Raw genomic sequence first — 21,984 nt, forward strand, 5'->3', positions numbered from 1 at the left:
AGAAGGCGTTTACCCAAGGCCCCCGATGGCCTGGATGCCCTCCGGTCCGCCTTGGGTGCCCCGGCGGGCCCGACAAACCCCCAACCGACGAACCGGAGAGGAGACGTTGGCTGACATCGTGTTTGGTATATGGGACGGCCAGACCGTCCACCCCGGAAAGGATGCCTTGTGGACGCCCAAGCTGACGCCCCTTCAAGATGTGGCTGAGTACGAACCCGGCAATCCCATTCAGGCCATCATGGGCTGGGACGGCTTTTTTGTCTTCGACCCGTCGGTGGACCTGGTGGACATGGCCCGGGCCTACATGGAAGTGGTGCAGCGGGAATCGTGCGGCAAATGCGTGCCGTGCCGCATGGGCACACGGGTGGCGGTGGATCTGCTCACCCGCATCGCCGACGGGAAAGGCAGCGAAGAGGATCTGCACACCCTGCGTCGTGTGGCGTGCCTGGTCCGGGACGCGTCCATGTGTGAACTGGGCCACACGGGCATGAACGGCGTGCTCTATCTCTTGGAGCATTACGAAGGTGTCTTCCGCGAAAGCATCGTCCAGGGGGTGCGTCACCCGCGCCGATCCTATCACACCAAGGTGACGGCGCCGTGCATTGAGGCCTGCCCCGAACGCCTGGACATCCCCGCCTACATCGACACCATCCGATCCGGGCGATACACGGACTCCCTTTCCATCATTCAGGAAAAGAACCCCCTGGCGTCCGTCTGCGGGAGGGTCTGTGTGCGGTTCTGCGAGTTTGCCTGCCGCCGGGGCATGCTGGACGATCCGGTGAACATCAAGCACCTCAAGCGCTTCGTGTCCGACGTGGAGCTGGAGGCGGCGGTCAAAAAGCAGGCCAAACAGGTGAGTCTGAGCCCGGATGCCAAACGGGTGGCCATCATCGGGGCCGGCCCCGCCGGGATCACGGCGGCCTATCATCTTCTGCGCAAGGGCCATCGGGTGGAAATCTTCGAGGCCATGGATGAGCCGGGGGGCATGGCCACGTACGGAATCCCGGACTATCGGCTGCCGCGCCAGGTACTTCGCAACGAAGCCCAGGTGGTCCTGGAGATGGGCGGGCGGATCCATTACAACCAGCGCCTGGGCCAAGACTTCACGCTGAAGGACCTTCGGGATCGCGGCTTTGAGGCTATCTTTTTGGCCGTCGGCTGCTGGGTGGGCATGCGGCTGGGGATTCCCGGCGAGGAGCTTGAGCCCAAGGGCTACTACGTGGGCGTGGATTTCTTGAGGCACGTGAATCGCCGCGACCCCCTGGACATGGGGACCAAGGTGGTGGTGGTCGGCGGCGGCAACGTGGCCATGGACTGTTCCCGCTCGTCGCTTCGCATGGGGGCCAACGAGGTGCACCTGGTCTACCGGCGCACCAAGGCTGAAATGCCCGCCGACAAGGTGGAAATCCATGAGGCGGAAGAGGAAGGGGTCCATTTCCACTTCCTCACCAACCCCACGCGGCTTCTGGTGGAAGACGGCCGGGTGGTGGGCCTGGAGTGCATCCGCATGGAACTGGGTGAGCCGGACTCAAGCGGTCGGCGCCGGCCGGTGCCCGTGGAGGGCTCGGAGTTCGTGATCGAATGCGACATGGTGCTTCCCGCCATCGGGCAGAAGATGGATGTGCGGTGCCTGGGCGATCCGCCGGTTTTGAAACTGACGCGCTGGAACACCGTGGAAGTCAATCCCGACACGTTGCAGACATCCATGGAGTGCGTCTTTGCCGGCGGCGACTGTGTCTCCGGACCGGCCACTCTCATCGAAGCCATGGCCGCCGGGTTCCGGGTGAGTCATTCCATCGATCAGTACCTACGGCACGGCCGAGTGGAACTGACCGAGGAGGAACGCATGAGCCGGGTGTTGCGAGCGGTGAGCGCCGTGGACGAGGACATGGTGGACCGGCTGGCTCGAGGCGTACAGCGCATCCAGATCCCCACCCGATCGGTGCAAGAGCGTGTGGACGACTTCGAAGAGGTGGAGATGGGCTTGACTCCGGAAGACGCTCTGCTGGAAGCGGACCGTTGCCTGCGCTGCTACCGCATTCTGCTGGTGGCCACGGCCAAGTGACATCCCCAGGATTCTGCGACTCGCTGGAAGGGATCCTTGTGTAGACGGAGCGGATGAAAAGAGATGGCTGCGACAAGACGATCTGAGACAAAGACAATCACCGTCTTCATGGACGGTACGAGGCTGACCGCGCGGGAGGGACAGACCATCCTGGACGTGGCCCGCGAGCATGGCATTCGGATTCCCACCCTGTGCTACCATGAAAAGCTGAAACCCATCGGATCATGCCGCCTGTGCATCGTGGAGGTGGAAGGAAGCGCCACGCCGGTGGCGGCCTGCACCACGGCGGTGTCCGACGGGATGATGGTGCGCACCCACACGCCGGAGCTCGTGGAGCTGCGCCGCGAGACCTTGAAGCTCATCTTCCTCAAACACCCCATGAACTGCCCGGCCTGTGAGATCAATGGCAACTGCCAACTGCAGGATCTGGCGCACGAATACGACATCAACCACCTGGATCTCCACACCTACAACATTCGGCCGGTGGAGCCCGAACCGGAACCCTACGCCACCCCACTGATCCAGTATCATCCCCGCCGCTGCATCCTGTGCGGCCGGTGCGTGCAGGCATGCGTGGAGATCACCGAGGTGGGGGCCATCAACTTCAAGGGCCGAGGGGCCCTGACCCGGATCGCGCCGGTGGAGCGCATGGGAGCCATTAAGCCCCAATGTGTCAGCTGCGGGGAGTGCATGGCGATCTGTCCCGTGAACGCGCTGACGGAGGCGCTGGGAAAGAAACGCGGCAAGGCGTGGGAAACCCGCAAGGTGAAGACCACCTGCACCTACTGCGGTTGCGGGTGTCAGCTGGAGCTCAACGCCGTGGGTGATACCGTCACCGGAGTGACACCCACGGAGGGCGGAGTGAACCGCGGGGCGCTCTGTTCCAAGGGGCGTTTCGGCTACGACTTCATCAACCACCCCGACCGGCTCAAGACCCCGCTCATTCGGGAAAACGGCACGTGGCGGGAAGCCAACTGGGATGAGGCTCTGGCATTGGTGGCCGAACGCCTGGCGGACATCCGGTCCGAATCGGGTGCGGACGCCATCGGGGCTCTGGCCTCCGCTCGTTGTACCAACGAGGAAAACTACCTGTTTCAAAAGTTCGTTCGAGGAGTCCTGGGAACCAACAATGTGGACCACTGTGCCCGTCTCTGACACAGCTCCACGGTGGCCGGTCTGGCCGCCGCGTTCGGCTCCGGTGCCATGACCAACTCCGTTGCCGAGATCGAGGAAACGGACGTGATCCTCATCACCGGAAGCAACACCTCGGAGGCGCACCCCATCATCGGTCGGATGATCAAACGGGCCGTGGATCGACGCCGCGCCAAACTCATCGTGGTGGATCCCCGGAAGGTGCCCATGGTCAGTTTCGCCAATATCTGGCTGCGGCCGCGGCCCGGCACGGATGTGGCCTGGATCAACGGCCTGTGCCACGTGATCCTGGAAGAAGGATTGTGGGACCGGGATTTCGTGACTCAACGCACGGAAGGCTTCGAGGCGTTCCGCGAGTCGCTCAAGGCCTTCACGCCTGAATATGTGGAGCAGCTGAGCGGGATTCCCGCCGAAGATCTTCGCCGTGCCGCCCGCCTCTACGCCGGGGCGTCCAAGGCCATGGTCTTTTACGCTATGGGCATCACCCAACATGCCCACGGAACGGACAACGTGAAGGCCCTGGCCAACCTGGTGATGCTCTGCGGGCAGGTGGGCCGGGAAGGCACGGGGCTCAACCCGCTGCGGGGACAGAACAATGTGCAGGGTGCCTGCGACATGGGGGCCCTTCCCAACGTGCTTCCCGGCTATCAGCCGGTGACCGATGAGGAGGTTCTGGCGCGGTTCCAGGCCGAATGGGCCACGGGCGTGCGCCTTTCCAACAAGGTGGGCATGGCGGTCACCGACATGTTCCCGGCGGTGCTGGCAGGTGGGCTGCGGGCCATGTACATCGTGGGGGAGAATCCGGCCCTGAGCGACGCCAATGTGAGTCATGTGCGCGAGGCCCTGGAGGCGCTGGATTTCCTGGTGGTTCAAGACATCTTCTTCACGGAGACAGCCGCCTATGCGGACGTGGTGCTGCCAGGGGCCTGCTTCGCGGAAAAGGACGGCACCTTCACCAACACGGAAAGGCGCGTGCAGAGGGTGCGCAAGGCCATCGATCCTCCGGGGCGCGCCCGGGCGGACTGGGAGATCTTTTGCCGCCTGGCCAAGGCCTTCAGCCAGGAGATCAACAAGCGCTCCGCCGTGGCGGCCGTGGCCAACGGCTCGGCGCCCCGTGGCCGGGATCTTGGTTACTGGGACTATGGGGACCCCAGCGAGATCTTCGACGAACTGGCGGCGGTGACCCCCATCTACGAGGGATTGAGCTACAAGCGGCTGGATCGCGCGGGCATCCAGTGGCCGTGTCCGTCGCGGCACCATCCCGGCACCCCGTTCCTGCACAAGGACCGGTTTGCCAGGGGTCGGGGCAAGTTCCACGCCCTCACCTACCAGGGACCCGCCGAACTGCCGGATGCGGAATATCCCTTCTACTTGAGTACGGGCCGCATCCGGTACCACTATCACACCGGCACCATGACCCGGCGATGCCGCGGCCTGGATCGGCTGGCTCCCACGGAGCGGATCCAGATGCACCCGGAGGATGCCGACCGGCTGGGGATCCACACCGGAGACCGGGTTCGGGTGGTGTCCCGGCGCGGTCAGGTGGAAGCTGAAGTGTTGGTGTCGGACAATACGGCGCCGGGAATGGTCTTCGCCACCTTCCACTTTGCCGAGGTCCCGGTCAATGTGCTCACCAGCGACGCTCTGGATGCGGTGAGCAAGATTCCGGAGTTCAAGGTGTGTGCCGTGCGGGTCGAGAAACTGGCGGCCTAACGGGAGATGGCAAGGCGGACGGGCAAGGGATCACAGGCCCGTTCGCCGGAGGAAGCATTGGTCCTGTGGGCCAAGGCGGGAGACCGCCCCACAAGCGGCCACTTCCTGACGCATCGCTCAGAGCGCGCCCTCATGTCTTAAGACAGAAAAAAGCCCCTGCCACGGCAAGGGCTTTTTGCTTTCAAGGCGCTTGGGGTGGATCCTGGCCTTAGTCGTCGGACGAGGAACTGGACGATGCAGATGGGGAGGTCTTTTCAGTGGACCCGCCGGAGGAGCCATCGCTCTTGGTGGAATTGGAATTGGCGTTTTGCTTTTTGCCGGCGTAGTCGGTCACGTACCAGCCGGATCCCTTCAGGTGGAAGGTGCTCATGGAGATCAGCTTGCGCAGTTCGCCGTGGCAATGTTCGCACTCGGTCAGGGGAGGGTCGGAAAATTTCTGCATGGCTTCGGTGATCTGACCGCACTGGGTGCATTCGTATTCGTAGATCGGCATTGCTCTGTCCTCCTTGCCCCGGACTTACGGGCTTTCTATGACAATCGGCCTTGACACGCCTGACAGTTCGAATTTCGCGGTAATTATAAGTTCGATGTGCGGGTTGTCAAGGATCCAGTCCCGGCTTTTCTTTTCTGCTTAATTGGTTGCAATGGCGGAATCTTTTCTTTATGATCGCGGCCACCTGAAAAGGGTGAGAAGGCAGAAAAGATCCGAGCGGGAGGGAAAGGATGCACGGAAAGCGCGTATGGGGAACCTGGGTGCTTGTGGTTGCCTTGGTCGGGGCGTTGCTCTGGCCCGGTATGGCGACGGCGACCGACGAGGATTTCATCTTCGGACTCCTGTTGGTGGGTCCTTACAATGATCGGGGCTGGAGTCAGGCCCACTACGAGGGGGGACTCTACGTGCAGGAAAAGGTGCCCGGGGCCAAGATGATCTACATCGACAAGGTGAACCCCGCCGATCGGCCCGGTGTGACCATCCCCCAGTTGGTGGACGACCTGGTGTCCAAGGGCGCCAAACTCATCATCGCCAATTCCGACGACATGAAAGACGGCATTCGGGAAGCCGCCCTTCAACACCCGGACGTCTATTTCGTGCATGTTTCCGGCGACGATGCCCTCAGCGGCAAGGGGCCGGCCAACCTGGCCAACATCATGGGCCGCATGGAATACGGCAAGATGATGGCTGGCTTTGTGGCGGGCCTCACCACCCAGACGGGCAAGATCGGATACCTGGGGCCTCTGGTCAACGAAGAAACGCGGCGCCTGGCGGCCAGCACCTACCTGGGGGCGCGATACGCCTGGACCAAGGTGCGAAAGCAGCCGGAAGACAAGCTGGCCTTCCGCGTGACCTGGATCGGCTTCTGGTTCAACATCCCGGGCGTGACGGCGGATCCCACCCAGGTGGCGCAAAACTTCTTTAATTCCGGCTACGACGTGGTGGTTTCCGGAATCGATACCACCGAAGCCCTGGTGGTGGCCGGCCAAAAGCGCAAGGAAGGCAAGAAAGTCTGGGCCATCCCCTATGATTATGCGGGGGCGTGCGAGACGGCCCCCGACGCCTGCCTGGGAGTGCCCTACTACAATTGGGGTCCCGGGTACGTGCGATTGGTCCAGGCCGCCAAGTCCGGCCAGTGGAAGGCGCAGTGGCTTTGGCTCGGTCCCGACTGGTCGGACATGAACAACAAGGACACCAGCGCCGTGGGTTTTGTCCCCGGGCCCGCCCTGAGCGACCAAGCCCGGAAGGCCCTGGATGCCTTCGTGGCGGATTTGGGCTCCGGAAAGGTCAACCTCTTCGCCGGGCCCCTCTACTACCAGGACGGTTCCGTCTTCGTGGAGGCGGGCAAGACCGCTTCGGACACGGACGTGTGGTACATGAAACAGCTGCTCCAGGGCATGGAAGGCCAGAGCAGCGCCCAATAGGATCCATATCGGCGATTCCATGGACGGGGGCGGCCCGCTGTGCGGCGGGGACCGCCTCCATCTGTTTCATCGGGTTGTTGGTGCATGCATATTCAACTGAAGGAAATCCATAAATTTTACGGTCCCGTCCACGCCAACCAGGGGATCGATCTGACGGTGGATTCCGGAACCATCCATGGGATCCTGGGGGAAAACGGCGCCGGCAAAAGTACCCTGATGAAGATCCTCGCCGGGTATATCCAAAAATCCAGCGGGGAGATCCTGCTGGACGGTCAAGCGGTGGAATTTCGCAACCCGGCCATGGCCTCCCGCATGGGGATCGGCATGCTCTATCAGGACCCTCTCGACTTCCCCCCGCTCACCGTGCTGGAAAACTTCATGCTGGGCCAGGTCCAGGGAACCCGGCTGTCCCAGGCGGGCTGGGGAGCCAAGCTGCAGGAGCTGGCGCAACACTTCGACTTTCAATTGGATCCCCACGCGCCCTTGGCCACGCTGACGGTGGGAGAGCGCCAACAACTGGAATTGCTCCGGCTCCTCTCCCTGGGGGCCCGACTGCTCATCCTGGATGAACCCACCACGGGGATTTCCCCCGTACAAAAGCAGGTCCTCTTCCACGCTCTCAAGAAGCTGGCTCGAGAGGGAAAGACGGTCCTGGTGGTCAGCCACAAGATCGAAGACGTGGAGGCCCTGTGCGACCGGGTGACGATCTTGCGTCAGGGGCGGGTCACGGGGGAGATGGATGCCCCCTTCGATTCGGAAACCATCCTGGCCCACATGTTCGGCACGCCCCCCGTGGCGCCTCCCAAGTGTGCCAAGGAGGCGGGGGGCGAGGTGCTGGCCTTTCGGCAGGTGAGCGCCCAAGGGGGCCGGGCGGGCCTGAAGGACTGTACGGTCTCGTTCCAGCGAGGCCAGGTGGTGGGGCTGGCGGGTCTGGAAGGAAGCGGTCAAGGCGTCTTTCTGCGCCTGGCGGCCGGGCTCCAAAGGCCGCTGAAAGGCGCCGTCTTTCTGGACGGCCGGGACATGCGGGGAGCCGACCACCACGAATTCAAACGCCGTGGGGTGACCTTCCTTCCCACCGCCCGGCTGGAAGAGGGACTCATCCCGGGCCTGTCCATCACGGAACATTTCGCCCTGGCCGCGTGCCGTCAGACCTTTCTGGTTCCGTGGTTGGATGCGCTGAAGGAGGCGCGCACCCGAGTGGAACGGTTCAAGATCCGCGGGACGCCTGAGACGTCGGTGGAAGGGCTTTCGGGAGGCAACCAGCAGCGGCTGCTCTTGTCTCTCATTCCCCCCAGTCCCAAGGTGTTGTTGCTGGAGCAGCCCACCCGGGGATTGGATGTGGAGTCGGCCCACTGGATGTGGCAGCACCTGTTGGGCCTGTGCGATCAGGGAACCACGATCCTCTTCAGTTCCGCGGAGTTGGACGAGATCCTCATGGTGGCCGACCGGGTATTGGTCTTCTTCAACGGGCGCATCGTGTTGGACGTGACGGCGGCCCAGGCGGACCCGGAGCGCATTGGAGCGGCCATTGCCGGCCGCGCGCCGGACAGTGAGTGAGCTGGGAGGCTGTCCGGGAACGCCCAGATGGCTCCCTTTTTGGGACGGTTGGGGCGGTCAGCCGGGCCCGTGCTGCCGGCCTGGCAAGAGCACGGGCGGGTTCGGAACCCGCTCCTGAAATTCGGTCTGAAAATTCAAAAGACACCACGGGGTCCGGTAAAATTTCAACGGATCAGAAGGTCCGGAAAGGCCGAGTTACCATTGGAGGGCGGACTCCTGGACGGAACGATGCGGCGGGACGGCCTGTGGAAGGTCTTTCTGGGCCCAGCCGTGGAGGAGATCCCGGCGGGCAGGACCCCGCAAGGATGACCGCCGTGGCGATGAATGGGATGGGAATGCGGGGATCGGCAGGTGACGATGCAACGGGCTAAAGGAATCGAGGTGAAAAGCGTGGTGGTGCAGGTGGCGGCCACACTGGCCCTCGCCTTTTCCTTCACCACCGTGGTGGTGCTCCTGAGCGGGGAGCCGCCCCTGGCCGCCTACGGGCATATCGTGGCGGGATCGGTGGGTTCCTGGCTCAAGGTGGCCCAGGTGCTGCGGGTCTGGGTGCCCCTGGTGCTCTGTTCCTGCGGTCTTCTCTACACCTTCCAGATCGGTTTGTGGAACATCGGCGTGGAAGGCCAGGTGATTCTCGGCGCCATCGCGGCCACGGCCGTGCTCCGCTGGGGAGCCGCGGTGGGGGCTCCCACGGGTATCCTTTCCCTGTCCTTGCTGGCGGCCATGGGATGCGGCGGCTTGTGGGCCCTGGCGGCCGGGATTCTCAAAACGCGCGGCGGCGTCAATGAAATCTTCGCTGGGTTGGGACTCAATTTCGTGGCCGTGGGCATCATCTTGTGGCTCATCTTCGGCCCCTGGAAGCGTCCGGGAATCGCCAGCATGAGCGGCACGGAGCCCTTTGCCAGGGAACTGTGGCTTCCCACAGTGGCGGGCTGGCGCATTTCGCCCTATGCCCTGGCGGCGGCACTGGGGGTGTTGGTGCTCACCTGGTGGACGCTGAAATACACCCGCGTGGGGCTGGCTTGTCGCGCCATTGGCCGCAATCCCCATGCGTCGTTTCTTTTGGGACTCCGCCCGGACCGCTGGATGCTCGTGGCCATGATGCTCGCCGGTGGACTGGCCGGACTGGCGGGCGCCTACCAGGTACTGGCTGTCTATCATCGACTGATTCCGGCCATCTCCAGCAACTACGGCTACCTTTCCCTCCTGGTGGTCATGCTGGCCAACTATCGTTGGGTGTGGATTCCTCCCATCGCCTTCTTCTTCGCAGCGCTCAATGTGGGAAGCATCCAACTGCCCATGATGCTCCAGATGGATTCCTCCCTGGCGGGCGTGATCCAAGGAAGCCTGGTTCTGGCCACCCTGGTGGTGCACGGATGGGCGCGAAGGAGGCAGCGGGCGTCATGATGGAGTTGAGCTTTCAGGTACTCATGGCCGGCGTCCTGGCGGGTGCCGCCCCCCTCATCCTGGCCACCATGGGCGAGACACTGACCGAAAAGGCGGGGGTGATCAATCTGTCCCTGGATGGAACCATCCTGCTGTCCGCCATGACGGCCTTTGTGGTGGCCTATGAATCACACAGCCTGATCTTGGCATTTTTGGCCGCCGGCCTGGTGGGCGTGATGGTGGCCGCCGTGGTGGCGGGGGCCGGTATCTATCTGGGCCAATCCCAGGTGGCGGTGGGCTTCGTTTTGACGCTCATGTGCCGGGATTTGGCCTACTTCCTGGGCAATCCCTATTCACGACTCCAGGGGCCCCAGGTGGGGCTGACCCCCCTGCCCTTTCTCAAGGATATCCCAGGGCTGGGGCCCGTGCTCTTCCAACAAAGCTGGATAACCTATGCCAGTGTGGCGCTCATTGCGGCCACGTGGGCCTTCATCTACCGCACCCGCTGGGGACTGGAATTGAGGGCGGTGGGAGAACACCCGCACGCGGCCTATGCGCGAGGCATCAATGCGCGCCGGGTCCAGTTGACCTACGCCCTGGTGGGAGGCTTCCTGGTGGGGCTGGCGGGGGCGGCCTTTTCTCTGTGCACCAAGCCCGGCTGGGGGCGGCCCCAGGGGGCCGAAGGGATGGGCTGGATCGCCTTGGCCATCGTAATCTTCGGCGGATGGGAGCCTGTCAAGGTGGCCTTGGGTACCTACCTGTTCGCCCTGCTCCAGATCCTGGGCATCAGCCTCCAGGGCGTGCTGCCGTCGGTGCCCACCCAGGTCTTCCAGGTGGCGCCCTTTCCTCTCATGATCTTCACTCTGGTCTTCATGCACCTGAGTCAGCGGCCGGGGGCGGAACGGTGGGCCGCCGGCAGGCCGTGGCTGCTGCGGCTCATGCGGCTTCTGCGCGGCACCGCACCGCGGGCTTTGGGCCAACCCTATCGTCAGGAATGATGAGCGGGGCGGGACGCTTCTTGTGATAGGGGCGGATTCGAAACCCGCCCGACTGCTTAAAGGCCAGGCCGGCAGCACGGTGCCAACCTTCCGTCTGCGACCGCCCGATTTGTCCAGCACCGCCTGCTCATGTCCCCAATGGGGCCATGCATGCTTTCCGGTACGGGCAACGCGATCCATCGAGGCTTATGGCATCGGGAAGAATCTTTTTGAGGTCAAAGCAGGGTGAAGGAGCGCAAGACTTCCGCCAGATCCTTGTCTTTTTCCGCGAGCATTCGCAGGTCTTCCAAGAGCCTGCCAAGCTTTTCCACATCCTTTTCCAGGGGCTTGACGCGGGTTTCGAAGGGCCGGCTCATGGTCCGCCGATCCCATAGAGCAAAGCCGACCGTTACCGCCGCGACGGCCGCAAAGGCGCCCACGATGGCCACCATCAGTTGGACCAGGGTGCCCATGTGCTTGCTCAGCTCATCGATGCGCTTGTCGACCTGATCAATCCGCTTGTCCACCTGCTCGAAGCGTTGATCCACCTGCTCAAAGCGTCTGTCGATCTGTGCAAAACGTTGGTCCAACTGCTCGAAGCGCTTGTCCACTTGCTGAAAGCGCAGGTTCATGTCCTGGCGGAGGTCTTCCAAGCGTTTACCGAACTGTTGCATGAAAGTGGTGAAAACGGCTTCCAGCCGAATCAACCGGTCCCGGTCCTCACGGGAAAAGCCGCCATCCTGGGCCGCCGAGGGTATGGCTGAAGCGGCAACAAGCCAGGCGGCCAGGATCATCCATGCGGTGGGTGACAAGATGGCCTTCACCACGTCCTCCGGGGAAGTGGACCTCTTGGCAGATCTGCCCATTGTCTCACCGGCAACGATTGGGTGTCGCACCTCCCGGTTGGGGAAGGTGCCATATCCTTTTCATGGATCTTAAAAAGGCATCCCGCAGGGGGCAATCTTCTTTTTCTGTCGTCATCCCATCTCCCGGTGGTATCTCGGAAGAGCGTGTTCCCCATGGGAATGGCACCGGCTTGGGCCTTCACGCCGGGGACGTTTGCAGGGCGGCACGCCGCGCTTCCAGGACCTCCACGTGCAGGCGCTCCTCTTCGATGATCTGACGCAGGGCGTTTGCGCTTTCCCCTTCGTCCATGAATCCTCGCAGCATATCGTAGAAAAGGATCGTGTCCTTTTCGAATTCGATGGCCGTGGCCAGGATCTTTTCCATGGTATCCAGTTCCGCCGGATCCACCTCCTGGAGGCTGAAACTCTGATCCCCCACCATGGATTGGAGCAAGTCGCCGCTGATTTCCTGAACCCATCGGTCCTCGGGCTCTTCCTGGAGGCGATCCTGGAATTGGCGGAACCATTTCTTGTGCTTGGCCTCGTCTTCCGCCAGCCCTTCCAGGACCTGGATCAGGGCCGGATCCTTTTGCAAGGCCGCGGCCTTGCGATAGTAATTCTCCCCGTTTTCTTCCAGCTTGATGGCGATCTTGAGCACTTCCCAGGCGCTGAACATGACCTCTCCTCGTTGCACCGTCGTCGGATTCATTGGCGTGTGTCGCTCCAATTTGAAACAAGCGGGACGGGGTTGTCAATGTGGGACCGGCCGCGGGTCGGTCGGGATGCGGGAGGAAGGGAGTCAATCCCTTGAGGGCATGTTGAAAGGAGAAGACCGGGTATTCCTTCAGCCTTCCGTCTGTGGGCCGAAGGTTTGCCTGCGCTTGCGCGCCGTGGGGTGAGAGAGTAGAAAGGTCCGGGCAGGATGGGATCGGCCGACTCTCAAGAGATGATGGCAAGCGGACCATGAAACCCTTCTTGGAAAACTTTTTGGAAAAGGCGGCCCAGCGAATCTGGTACGGCTCGTCCCAAGACCCGGTGGGCCGGGTTCTTTCCAGCCTGCTCTCGCCCGCCCAAGCCCTTTATCTTCTGGGCCTGCGGCGGGATCAGGCGGCGAGGCGGGCCCGGCGCAAGGCCCTGCCCGTTCCGGTGGTGAGTGTGGGAAATTTGACCGTGGGCGGGACGGGAAAGACCCCCTTGGTGCGATGGATTGCTCGGTATTGGACCCGCCGGGGTGTTCCGGTGGCGGTGTTGAGCCGGGGCTATGGCCGCCGTCATGCGGGAAGCTTCCCCGTCCGGGTGTCCTGCGGGGGGGAAAGGCAGGCCCTGGCGGCTCGCTACGGCGACGAACCGGTGATGCTGGCCTGCGGCTCCGACCCCGTTCCGGTCTGGGTGGGCCGGGATCGTTGGAAGGCCGGCATGGGGGCGATCCGAGGGGACAGAGCCCGCGTGCTGGTGCTGGATGACGGCTTCCAATACGTGCAGCTCGCCCGCTCCCTGGATGTGCTGGTGCTGGATGCGTGCCGTCCCCTGGGAAACGGCCGGCTTCTTCCGGCGGGACCCCTGCGGGAGCCTCCCCAAGCCCTTCAGAGGGCGCAGGTGATCGTCTTCATGGAGCCGCCCACCGGATGCCCTGCGGAGGGCGTCGATTGGAGCGCTTTGCGGGATAAGACGTGCGTGCGGGCGCGGCCCGTGGTGCGCGGCTTCCTTCGGGCGGGCACGGGGGAATCCGTGGAGGTCCGGGATCTGGCACGCGACGGGGTGGTGACGGTGTGCGGGATCGCCCGGCCCCAAAGGTTTCTTGCCACCCTGAAGGCCCAGGGGATTGCTTCCGAGGACGTGTGGATCTTCGGCGACCATCACCGGTTTCGTCCTACCGAATGCCGACGTGTGCTGCAGGCGCTCAGGCGCCGCAGAGCCCGCTGGGTTGTGACCACGGAAAAGGATGCGGTGCGCCTGTCGCCGCCCCTTCTGGAACGCGCCGTTTTCCCCCTGTTGGATCTGGATTTCGGCACCGACGGGCCAAAGCTCACGGCCCGACTGGACGCGCTCTTTCCCATCGGCAATTGACAGGAGGTCTTTGCTCATGCCGACCATCCCCGCCATCCTTCGCGTTCTTCTCGTATTCGTGTTGATCCTGGCGGCCATCAGGAAGAAGGTTTCTCTGGGAAACGCCTTCTTTTTCGGCGCCCTCATCTTGGGCCTGCTTTTCTCCATGCCACCGGATCAGATCGCCCTTTCCGTGCTGGGATCCCTCACGGAGGCCAAGACGGTCTCTTTGGCTGTCATTGTCTCGCTTATCCTGGTTCTCAGTCACAGCCTGGAGGAAGCGGGACAGATGGAGCGGCTTCTCACCAACTTTCAAGGCCTGGTGCGCACACCGCGCATCAACCTGGTGGTCTTTCCCGCCTTGATCGGTCTGCTGCCCATGCCCGGCGGAGCCATCTTTTCCGCCCCCATGGTGAAAACCTTGGGCGAAAAGCTGCGACTCTCGGCCGATCAGCTGAGCTATATCAACTACTGGTTCCGACACATCTGGGAATACTGGTGGCCGCTCTACCCCGGCGTGCTGCTCACCACCACCCTGGCCGATCTGGACCTGTGGGTCTTCGTTTTGTGCCTCTTTCCCATGACGCTTGTGGCGGTGGCCGGGGGCTACTGGTCCCTCAAGATCCCCAGCCAAAATCCCAACCCGGCCGGCACCCCGGAAGCTCGCGCTCCACGGCCTCCCATCCGCCCCTTCCTGAAGGAGTTGGCGCCCATCGCCGGGGTCATCTTCGGCGGCTTGGGCCTGGGCTCCATCCTTTCCCTGGTGCTGCCCGACTCGGTGACGGTGAGCAAGGAGATGGGCCTCATTGCGGCCCTGGCGGCGGTCATCCTTTGGGTCTGGCATCGGAACGGAATCCCCTGGGAACGTCGGGCCGCCATCCTGAGGCGCCGGCAGTTGCTCCAGATGTTTTACATGGTGGCCTCCATCCTCATCTTCAAGGGCATCCTGGAGGACAGCGACGCCGTTCGTGCCATGAGCCAGGAGCTGCTGGCCTGGCGCATTCCGCTGATTCCCATCACGGTCATCTTGCCTTTCCTGGTGGGCACTGTGGTGGGGATCACCATCGCCTTCGTGGGCAGCACCTTCCCCATCCTGATCTCCTTGGTGCAGGGCTTCGGTGAGGCCCACTGGATGCTCGGCTACATGATGCTGGCGTTGGCCGCCGGATTTGTGGGCGTGCTCCTGTCCCCCCTGCACCTGTGTCTTCTGCTTTCCAACGAATACTTTGGGACCAGCCTGGGGAGGGTCTTTCGGTACCTGCTGCGTCCGTGCGCCCTGCTGCTGCTTTGCAGCCTGGCCTACTTCTGGATGCTCCACAGGATGCTCTAAGAGTCGGTCCCGGACCGGCTTTCCGGGTCAAGCGTCGCGCTCTTGTCCGTTCCGCCGTCGCCGGGGGGCCGAAAAAAAGACCCCACGGCACAGGGGAATAGCAATGAGTCAGAAAGGCACAAAAAGCCGGGAGGTCATTTTCCGACAGAGTCCTCGCAGGTGACCTCCAGAGCCACGGCGCCTCCCGTTCCAAGGCTTGTGCGCAGGTTCGGCACCGTCGGACAGGCTCTGCATGGGGATGGAGGATGGAGCGAGGGTCCACGTTGCGATGACGCCTTGTTCCCGGCGGCCGTTTCCAGTAATCTACACCGTTCCCGGCCCAGAGCGGCACCAGCCGACACTTCACAGAAGGGAAGGAGACGATGGTATGAGCCTCAAGAACAAGATGACCTGGCAGACGTTGATCGTCCTGGCTCTATTTCAGGCCGTGGTCCTGGCGGCCTTTTACTTCATGGCCCGCCATCTGTTGCAGGGGATGGAAGCGTGGGTGAAGCCGTTTCTCGGCGCAGACGGCAGCACGTTGCCGCAAGAGGCGCTTCAGGCCTTCACCAACCTGGAGACGCTCATGGGGCAGGCCAAGAGATACCTCCCCGCAGTGGTCTTCGGTCTGGGGGGCCTGGGGATCGTCATCACCTGGCTGGCCGTCCAGGGCCTGGGGCGCAGCCTCATCGGACGGGCCCAGGAGGCGGGGATTTCCGCTGCGCCGGTCGCCCCAGCCAAGTCCGCCCGGGAAAAGACCAAGACGGAGGGGGACGCCCTCCCCGAGGACCTGGATCCCAAGACGGTGGGAGCGGCCCAGATCCTTTCCATTCTGCAGCGACAGGGGCGATTCATCGATTTTCTGGAGGAGGACCTGGGCCCGTACGAGGATGCCCAGATCGGCGCGGCCGTGCGGACCATCCACGAATCGTGCAAGGCGGCACTGGCCGAATATGTACAACTGGAAACCGTCATGGACGAGGAAGAAGGGGCCCAGGTGACCATTCCGGTGGGCTTCGATGCCGCGGCCATTCGGCTGACGGGCCAGGTGGAAGGCGATCCCCCGTTCCGCGGTGTGCTTCGCCACCGGGGTTGGCGGATCCGTAAGATCCAGCTGCCTCGGATCACGGCCCACTTGGGCAAGGAAAAGATCGTGGCCCCGGCGGAAGTGGAAGTGGGCGGCGATGCATAACGGCTTGGGCAATGGAGGCGAATGCCGTGTCGGATACACGCTATGTGGTGGGAATCGACCTGGGCACCACCCACTCGGTGGTGGCCTACGCGCCGACTGCCACCGGTGAGACCCCAAATTTGTCATTACAGATTCTACCCATCCCGCAGGTGGTGGCCCCGGGGGAGGTGAAACCCCGGCCGCTCCTGCCTTCTTTCCTTTTCCTCCCCGGCCCCCACGACGTGCCTCCGGAAGGGCTGCGGCTGCCTTGGAATGGGGACGGGTCCTTGGCCGTGGGCGAATACGCTCGGGAGCGGGGCTCCGAAATCCCCCAGCGGCTGGTGGCATCGGCCAAGTCGTGGCTGTGCCACGGGGGCGTGGACCGCACGGCGCCCATCCTGCCTTGGGAGGCGCCCGGGGATGCCCGGAAAGTGTCCCCCGTGGAGGCCTCGGCGCTTTTCCTCTCGCACCTTCGGGATGCCTGGAACCATGTGGTGGCCCGGGACGAACCGGAAGCGCGCCTGGAACACCAGGATATCCTGCTCACCGTCCCGGCCTCCTTCGACGCTGTGGCCCGGGAGCTCACGGTGGAGGCGGCCCGGCAGGCGGGCCTGCAGCACCTGACCCTTCTCGAGGAGCCCCAGGCGTCCGTCTATGCGTGGCTTGCCGCCGTGGGGGATGCCTGGAGGGACCGGCTTCAGGTGGGCGATCTGGTGCTGGTCTGCGATGTGGGAGGCGGCACCAGCGATTTCAGCCTGGTCCAGGTGGTGGAGGAAGACGGGGCCCTGGCCCTTCGGCGCATGGCGGTGGGCGAGCATATCCTGCTGGGCGGCGACAACATGGACCTGGCCCTGGCCCATGCGGTCCGGGCCAAGCTGGCCTCCCAGGGGACCCGGCTGGATGGGTGGCAGTTCAGATCCCTGTGGTTTCAGTGCCGCAAGGCCAAGGAAAAGCTCCTGAACCGCCCGTCCCTGGAAAGCGTGCCCCTTTCCGTGCTGGGGCGCGGCAGTGCCCTCATCGGCGGCACGGTGAAAACGGAGTTGACCCGTGACGAACTGGAATCGGTGCTCTTGGAAGGCTTTTTCCCCGCCTGCGGCGCCGATGCGGTCCCGGAGGTCAAGCCTCGGGTGGGGGTGCGCGAAATGGGCCTTCCCTACGAAGCGGACCCGGGGGTGACGCGCCATCTGGCCGCCTTCCTGGCCCGTCATCTGGGACCGGTGGGATCGTCCGGGCCGGCGCCCACGCACGTGCTCTTCAACGGCGGTGTGATGAAGCCGGAACTGGTGCGCCGCCGCCTCCTGGACGTCCTGGCCTCCTGGTACCCGGAACGCCCGCCCGTGGAATTGCCCTCGCAAGATCCGGATCTGGCCGTGGCCAAGGGGGCCGCCGCCTACGGGCTGGTACGTCGGGGCCGGGGAATCCGCATCCGGGCCGGGGCCGCTCGGAGCTACTACATTGGAATCGAATCGGCCATGCCGGCCGTGCCGGGTATTCCCACGCCGGTGAAGGCCCTGTGCGTGGTGCCTTTCGGTCTGGAAGAAGGCAGCACCGTGCAGATCCGGGAGCGCACCTTCGGGCTGGTGGTGGGAGAGCCGGCCGTCTTTCCTCTCATGGCGTCCACCACGCGCAAAGACGATCCGGCCGGTGAGGTGGTGGAGGACTGGGCCGGCGAGATCCAGGAAGTGAACGCCATGGAGACGGTCCTGGAAGGTGCCGACCCGGAGGAAGGCGGTTCGGTGCTTCCGGTGTGGCTGGAAGCGCGTTTTACGGAAGTGGGCGTTTTGGAGCTCTGGTGCGTGAGCGCCCAGGATGAAACCCGCCGGTGGAAGCTGGCGTTCAGTTTGAGGGAAAACGAAACATCATGACGCTACAGGACGAACCGCTCCACCGCTATGTGGTGGGGATCGATCTGGGAACCACCAATTCGGCGGTGGCCTACGTGCATCTGCAGGGAAGCGACGAGGCGCCGTCCAGAAGGATTCGCGTTTTTCAAGTCCCCCAGTTGGTGAACGCGGGGGAAGTGGGCCGTCGGTCCCTGTTGCCCTCCTTTCTCTACCTTCCGGGTCCCTACGATCTGCCCGCCGGCGCCACGGCCCTGCCCTGGGACGCCGACCGGGACTACGCCGTGGGGGAATTCGCGCGGGAACAGGGGGCCCTGGTGCCGGGCCGTCTGGTCTCTTCGGCCAAGTCGTGGCTCTGCCACGCGGGCGTGGATCGGCAAGCGCCCATCCTTCCCTGGGGAGCGGGACAGGACGTGGCCAAGGTGTCTCCGGTGGAGGCTTCCGCCCGGTACCTGCAGCACATTCGGGAGGCCTGGAATCAGGTGATGGCCCGAGGCCGCGACGAGGCCCTGCTGGAGGAACAGCTGGTGGTGGTCACGGTGCCCGCCTCTTTCGATGAGGCGGCTCGGGAACTCACCGTGGAGGCGGCCGCCCAGGCGGGCCTCAAGAAGGTGGTGCTGCTGGAAGAACCCCTGGCGGCCTTCTATTCCTGGCTGGCCCGGCACGAAGATAATTGGACCGCCATGATGGAGCCGGAACAGATCGTGCTCGTCTGCGATGTGGGCGGCGGCACCACCGATTTCAGCGCCATTGTGGTCCGAAGCGGTGAGAAGGGGTTGCGTTTCGACCGCCTGGCCGTGGGGGACCACCTGATGCTGGGCGGCGACAACATGGACCTCACCCTGGCGCGCCGCCTGGAAATGCAGCTCATGGGAGCACCGGGCAAGCTGGACGCCAAGCGATGGCACCAGCTGTGCCACGGGTGCCGCCGGGCCAAGGAACAGCTTTTGGCCCACCAGGACGCGCGGGAAACGGTGGACGTGACCGTCATGGGAACGGGCGGCAAGCTCATCGGCGGGACCCTGAAGGGAACCCTGGCCCGCCAAGATGTGCACCAGTGGATTCTGGAAGGCTTCTTCCCCCGAACGGCGCTGGACCAGGAGCCGGAGGGCGGCCGACGGGCCGGCATCACCGAATTCGGCCTCCCGTACGTGCAGGATCCGGCTGTGACACGCCATCTGGCGGCCTTCTGGCGTCGGCATGAAGCTCTCTTCGGCGAACAGACGGACCGGGCGCGACCGATCCCGGACTTTGTGCTCTTCAACGGCGGGGCGCTCATTCCCGACACCGTCCGGAACCGGATCCTGGACGTGGTGGCGGACTGGTTCGCCCATGAAATGGGATCCCACTGGCGCCCGGTGGAATTGGACAATCCCCACCCCGATCTGGCCGTGGCCCTGGGGGCGGCCTACTACGGCATCGTGCGCTTGGGAGCCGGTGTGCGTGTGGGCGCGGGAACGCCCCGGGCCTATTACGTGGAGGTGGCACGCGGTGCCGATGCCGGCCCAGAGGATGAGGCGCGGCGCCATGCAGTGTGCCTCATCCCGCGTGGGACCGAGGAAGGCCATGAAGCCATGCTGGAGGCCCCGGTCTTCGAGGTCCTCACCAACCGGCCCGCCACCTTTCAAATCCTCACCTCCCACACCCGCCTGGGGGACCGGCGTGGGGATGTGGTGGACCTGGATCCGGACGAGTTGACGGAGCTGCCGCCCATTCGAACGGCCCTGCGCTTCGGCAAGAAGGCAACGGCCCAGCGCCTTCCCGTCCAGCTTGCCACCAAGCTGAGTGAAGTGGGGACCTTGGAAGTGTGGTGCCGCTCGCTCAACACGCCGCACCAGTGGCGCCTTCGCTTCGACGTGCGCCAGCAACCGGAAGGGCCCCCCAGGGAAGACGAACCGGCGGACACGGTGGACGAGGCGGTGCTGGACGAGGCCCGCCGGTGCGTAACGGCCGTCTTCTCCCGGAACAACGAGGGCGCACCGGCTCCGGCAGGCCTTCCCAAGGAACTGGGCCGAATCCTGGAAATGCCCAAGCAGCGCTGGTCCATGGCCATCGTCCGCTCTCTGGCCGATGCCCTCCTGGAATGCCGGCAGGGGCGGTCCCGGAGCTTCCAGCACGAGGCCCGGTGGCTCAACCTATTGGGCTACTGCCTCCGACCGGGCTACGGAGATCCGGTGGACGAATGGCGTATGCGCGAAGTCTGGAAGCTCTTCCCGCAGGGGGTTCACTTTCATCGCCAGGTCCAGTGCCGTTTGGAATGGTGGATCTTCTGGCGGCGTGTGGCCGGTGGCCTCAGCGTCGGGCAGCAGTGGCACCTCTTCCAACAGCTTTCCCCTGCCCTGCTGGCCGGTTCCTCCGGAAAGAAGAAGGGAAAGAAGAAGCCGGCCTTGCGCCTGAGCCCCCAGGAACAGACGGAGGCCTGGATGGCCGTGGCCAATCTGGAACGCCTCCCGGCGGAAGCCAAGGAACGGTTGGGGGCGGAGGTGCTGGGCCGCGTTCTGGTCCGAAAGCCCCGTCCCCAGGACCTGTGGACCCTCACCCGGCTGGGAGCCCGAAGGCCCTTTTACGGTCCGGTGGATCGGGTGGTGGCCTCGGAGACGGCGACGCGCTGGGTCCGGGAGATCCTGGACGCCCATCCGGTGGCGACGGAGCCCGTGGCCCACGCGGTGGTGCACCTGGCGCGAAAGACGGGCGACCGGGTGCGGGACCTTTCCCAGGAGACCCTGGACCAGGTGGCCGCCTGGCTGGAGGGCCTGGGAGACGAGGCCGAGAGGTTCCGGGACCTGCTTCTCCATCCGGAAAGCGCGGCCGCCGGGGACGAGGCCGCCTGGCTTTTCGGCGAATCCCTTCCCGTGGGCCTTCGACTGGCGGAGTCGTGATCCGTCGGGGGGAAATCGGAGTCCGGCAGGCATTCGGGTGGTGAGGACGGCCATGGTCACAGGGGCTTGAGGGAAGAAGCATGCGTCTTTCACGCTACGCCGCGGCCTTGGGCGTCATTGGTCTCATGTGGTGGGCCGTTTCGGCCTTCTTTGCAGGCGGTCACACCCTGCCGAGTCCTGCCCAAGCCCTTTGCGCCTTCGGCCAGGCCCTGACCACCGCCAACTTCTGGGACCATGTGGCGGCGAGCGCCGGCCGGGTCGTGGTGTCCATGGCCTTGGCCTGGGCCGTCGCCTTTCCCCTGGGGATCCTCATGGGCAGTTCCAGGAAAGTGGACGCCTGGTTGGCTCCCTTCGTCTTCATCACCTACCCCGTGCCCAAGATCGTCTTGCTTCCCCTGGTGTTGCTTTTGTTTGGACTGGGGAATCTGTCCAAGGTGCTCCTCATTTCCCTCATCCTAGGCTACCAGGTGTTGGTGGCGGTCCGGGACGGGGTGGCCCACGTGAATCCCAAATATCTGGATTCGGTTCGAACTCTGGGCGCCGGCCCCTTCCATCTCTTTACCCAGGTCCTGATACCCGCGGCCTTGCCCCACGGATTCACCGCGCTGCGGCTGGGAACGGGCACCAGCGTGGCGGTGCTCTTCTTCGTGGAGTCCTTCGCCACCACGCGGGGGCTGGGCTATCTCATCATGGATGCCTGGGGCAGGCTGGATTACCGGGGGATGTTTGTGGGGATTCTGGGCATGAGCCTGCTGGGGGCGGCGCTTTTTGAGGCCGTCAACGCGCTGGAGCGAACCTTTTGCCGCTGGACCCGGGCAAGGACGGGAAACATTTAGGCCCGCAGAAATCCCGCCCCCCTCCCCTAGGAGCTTGTCCGACAATGCGGATTAAAATTTGAGTCCTGCATCGTTCATGAGCAAACATCGCGGGTGAAAGTGCTGTGACTGCAGAGACGTTGCTCGTCGACGCAAGATATCGGGCATCAGCAGGTATCAAAGAGCCATTCAAAAAGGAGCAAGCTGCCCCTTTAGGCAGCCTGTGCCCTGATCGCTCTTTGATCTATATTGATGATGCCCTCAGCTACGGCCTTTACAATCTTAAGAAGGTTATGGGCAGCGCACATCAGGGC

16 protein-coding genes are annotated in these 21,984 nt (G+C 63.9%); 13 read left to right on the top strand and 3 right to left on the bottom strand.

Annotation, left to right across the window (positions count from 1 at the left end):
- The first annotated feature begins 118 nt into the window (after window positions 1-118).
- Window positions 119-2,065, top strand: a complete 1,947-nt coding sequence (locus tag B9A12_RS14725; RefSeq protein ID WP_212636967.1) for an FAD-dependent oxidoreductase — start codon at window positions 119-121, stop codon at window positions 2,063-2,065.
- A gap of 63 nt (window positions 2,066-2,128) precedes the next feature.
- Window positions 2,129-4,930: a formate dehydrogenase subunit alpha gene (gene fdhF / locus B9A12_RS14730; RefSeq protein ID WP_084058863.1), complete on the top strand. Its 2,802-nt coding sequence runs from the start codon at window positions 2,129-2,131 to the stop codon at window positions 4,928-4,930.
- A 208-nt stretch (window positions 4,931-5,138) separates the two neighbouring features.
- On the opposite strand, the gene B9A12_RS14735 is transcribed toward fdhF, so the two are convergent.
- Window positions 5,139-5,423 carry an FmdB family zinc ribbon protein gene (locus B9A12_RS14735; protein ID WP_084058864.1) on the bottom strand — a complete coding sequence of 95 codons (285 nt, stop codon included), beginning with the start codon at window positions 5,421-5,423 and terminating at the stop codon, window positions 5,139-5,141.
- A 230-nt stretch (window positions 5,424-5,653) separates the two neighbouring features.
- Here B9A12_RS14735 and B9A12_RS14740 point away from each other — a divergent pair, with 230 nt between their 5' ends.
- The 4 genes from B9A12_RS14740 to B9A12_RS14760 all read left to right on the top strand — a co-directional run bounded on the left by B9A12_RS14740 (window position 5,654) and on the right by B9A12_RS14760 (window position 10,785).
- Window positions 5,654-6,847, top strand: coding sequence for a BMP family lipoprotein (locus tag B9A12_RS14740; protein WP_084058865.1), 1,194 nt, complete (start codon window positions 5,654-5,656; stop codon window positions 6,845-6,847).
- Between the two features lie 84 nt (window positions 6,848-6,931).
- Window positions 6,932-8,404 carry an ABC transporter ATP-binding protein gene (locus tag B9A12_RS14745; RefSeq protein ID WP_084058866.1) on the top strand — a complete coding sequence of 491 codons (1,473 nt, stop codon included), beginning with the start codon at window positions 6,932-6,934 and terminating at the stop codon, window positions 8,402-8,404.
- 357 nt (window positions 8,405-8,761) lie between these two features.
- Window positions 8,762-9,808, top strand: a complete 1,047-nt coding sequence (locus B9A12_RS14755; RefSeq protein ID WP_139796666.1) for an ABC transporter permease — start codon at window positions 8,762-8,764, stop codon at window positions 9,806-9,808.
- Window positions 9,805-10,785, top strand: coding sequence for an ABC transporter permease (locus B9A12_RS14760; protein WP_139796662.1), 981 nt, complete (start codon window positions 9,805-9,807; stop codon window positions 10,783-10,785). The genes B9A12_RS14755 and B9A12_RS14760 overlap by 4 nt, the downstream gene beginning before the upstream one ends.
- Window positions 10,786-11,000: 215 nt before the next feature.
- On the opposite strand, the gene B9A12_RS14765 is transcribed toward B9A12_RS14760, so the two are convergent.
- Window positions 11,001-11,588: a hypothetical protein gene (locus tag B9A12_RS14765; RefSeq protein WP_139796663.1), complete on the bottom strand. Its 588-nt coding sequence runs from the start codon at window positions 11,586-11,588 to the stop codon at window positions 11,001-11,003.
- 220 nt (window positions 11,589-11,808) lie between these two features.
- Window positions 11,809-12,285 (bottom strand): ferritin family protein, encoded by a 477-nt coding sequence (locus B9A12_RS14770; RefSeq protein ID WP_170920641.1) that lies wholly within the window; start codon window positions 12,283-12,285, stop codon window positions 11,809-11,811.
- A 287-nt stretch (window positions 12,286-12,572) separates the two neighbouring features.
- Here B9A12_RS14770 and lpxK point away from each other — a divergent pair, with 287 nt between their 5' ends.
- The 7 genes from lpxK to B9A12_RS17400 form a co-directional block, all read left to right on the top strand.
- Complete coding sequence (gene lpxK, locus B9A12_RS14775) at window positions 12,573-13,676, top strand: tetraacyldisaccharide 4'-kinase (protein WP_084058871.1); 1,104 nt, start codon at window positions 12,573-12,575, stop codon at window positions 13,674-13,676.
- Between the two features lie 16 nt (window positions 13,677-13,692).
- Window positions 13,693-14,985, top strand: coding sequence for a DUF401 family protein (locus B9A12_RS14780; RefSeq protein ID WP_170920642.1), 1,293 nt, complete (start codon window positions 13,693-13,695; stop codon window positions 14,983-14,985).
- 367 nt (window positions 14,986-15,352) lie between these two features.
- The gene (locus B9A12_RS14785; RefSeq protein WP_084058873.1) at window positions 15,353-16,156 is read left to right on the top strand and encodes a DUF2760 domain-containing protein; all 804 of its coding nucleotides are present in this window, start codon (window positions 15,353-15,355) and stop codon (window positions 16,154-16,156) included.
- A gap of 26 nt (window positions 16,157-16,182) precedes the next feature.
- Entirely contained in the window at window positions 16,183-18,000 is a 1,818-nt protein-coding gene (locus B9A12_RS17825) for an Hsp70 family protein (protein ID WP_170920643.1), read from the top strand.
- Complete coding sequence (locus B9A12_RS14795; protein WP_084058875.1) at window positions 17,997-20,855, top strand: Hsp70 family protein; 2,859 nt, start codon at window positions 17,997-17,999, stop codon at window positions 20,853-20,855. The genes B9A12_RS17825 and B9A12_RS14795 overlap by 4 nt, the downstream gene beginning before the upstream one ends.
- Window positions 20,856-20,935: 80 nt before the next feature.
- Window positions 20,936-21,691 carry an ABC transporter permease gene (locus B9A12_RS14800; RefSeq protein WP_084058876.1) on the top strand — a complete coding sequence of 252 codons (756 nt, stop codon included), beginning with the start codon at window positions 20,936-20,938 and terminating at the stop codon, window positions 21,689-21,691.
- A gap of 104 nt (window positions 21,692-21,795) precedes the next feature.
- Window positions 21,796-21,984: hypothetical protein (locus tag B9A12_RS17400; protein WP_212636968.1), on the top strand; the 189-nt coding region annotated here is incomplete at its 3' end.

It is taken from the genome of Desulfacinum hydrothermale DSM 13146 (assembly GCF_900176285.1).
Lineage (GTDB): Bacteria > Desulfobacterota > Syntrophobacteria > Syntrophobacterales > DSM-9756 > Desulfacinum > Desulfacinum hydrothermale.

Bases quoted from the DNA above. Each gene is read 5' to 3' on its own strand.
- B9A12_RS14735 (WP_084058864.1), bottom strand. From the start codon at position 5,423: ATGCCGATCTACGAATACGAATGCACCCAGTGCGGTCAGATCACCGAA.
- B9A12_RS14740 (WP_084058865.1), top strand. From the start codon at position 5,654: ATGCACGGAAAGCGCGTATGGGGAACCTGGGTGCTTGTGGTTGCCTTG.
- B9A12_RS14745 (WP_084058866.1), top strand. From the start codon at position 6,932: ATGCATATTCAACTGAAGGAAATCCATAAATTTTACGGTCCCGTCCAC.
- B9A12_RS14755 (WP_139796666.1), top strand. From the start codon at position 8,762: ATGCAACGGGCTAAAGGAATCGAGGTGAAAAGCGTGGTGGTGCAGGTG.
- B9A12_RS14760 (WP_139796662.1), top strand. From the start codon at position 9,805: ATGATGGAGTTGAGCTTTCAGGTACTCATGGCCGGCGTCCTGGCGGGT.
- B9A12_RS14770 (WP_170920641.1), bottom strand. From the start codon at position 12,285: ATGTTCAGCGCCTGGGAAGTGCTCAAGATCGCCATCAAGCTGGAAGAA.
- lpxK (WP_084058871.1), top strand. From the start codon at position 12,573: ATGAAACCCTTCTTGGAAAACTTTTTGGAAAAGGCGGCCCAGCGAATC.
- B9A12_RS14780 (WP_170920642.1), top strand. From the start codon at position 13,693: ATGCCGACCATCCCCGCCATCCTTCGCGTTCTTCTCGTATTCGTGTTG.
- B9A12_RS14785 (WP_084058873.1), top strand. From the start codon at position 15,353: ATGAGCCTCAAGAACAAGATGACCTGGCAGACGTTGATCGTCCTGGCT.
- B9A12_RS14795 (WP_084058875.1), top strand. From the start codon at position 17,997: ATGACGCTACAGGACGAACCGCTCCACCGCTATGTGGTGGGGATCGAT.
- B9A12_RS14800 (WP_084058876.1), top strand. From the start codon at position 20,936: ATGCGTCTTTCACGCTACGCCGCGGCCTTGGGCGTCATTGGTCTCATG.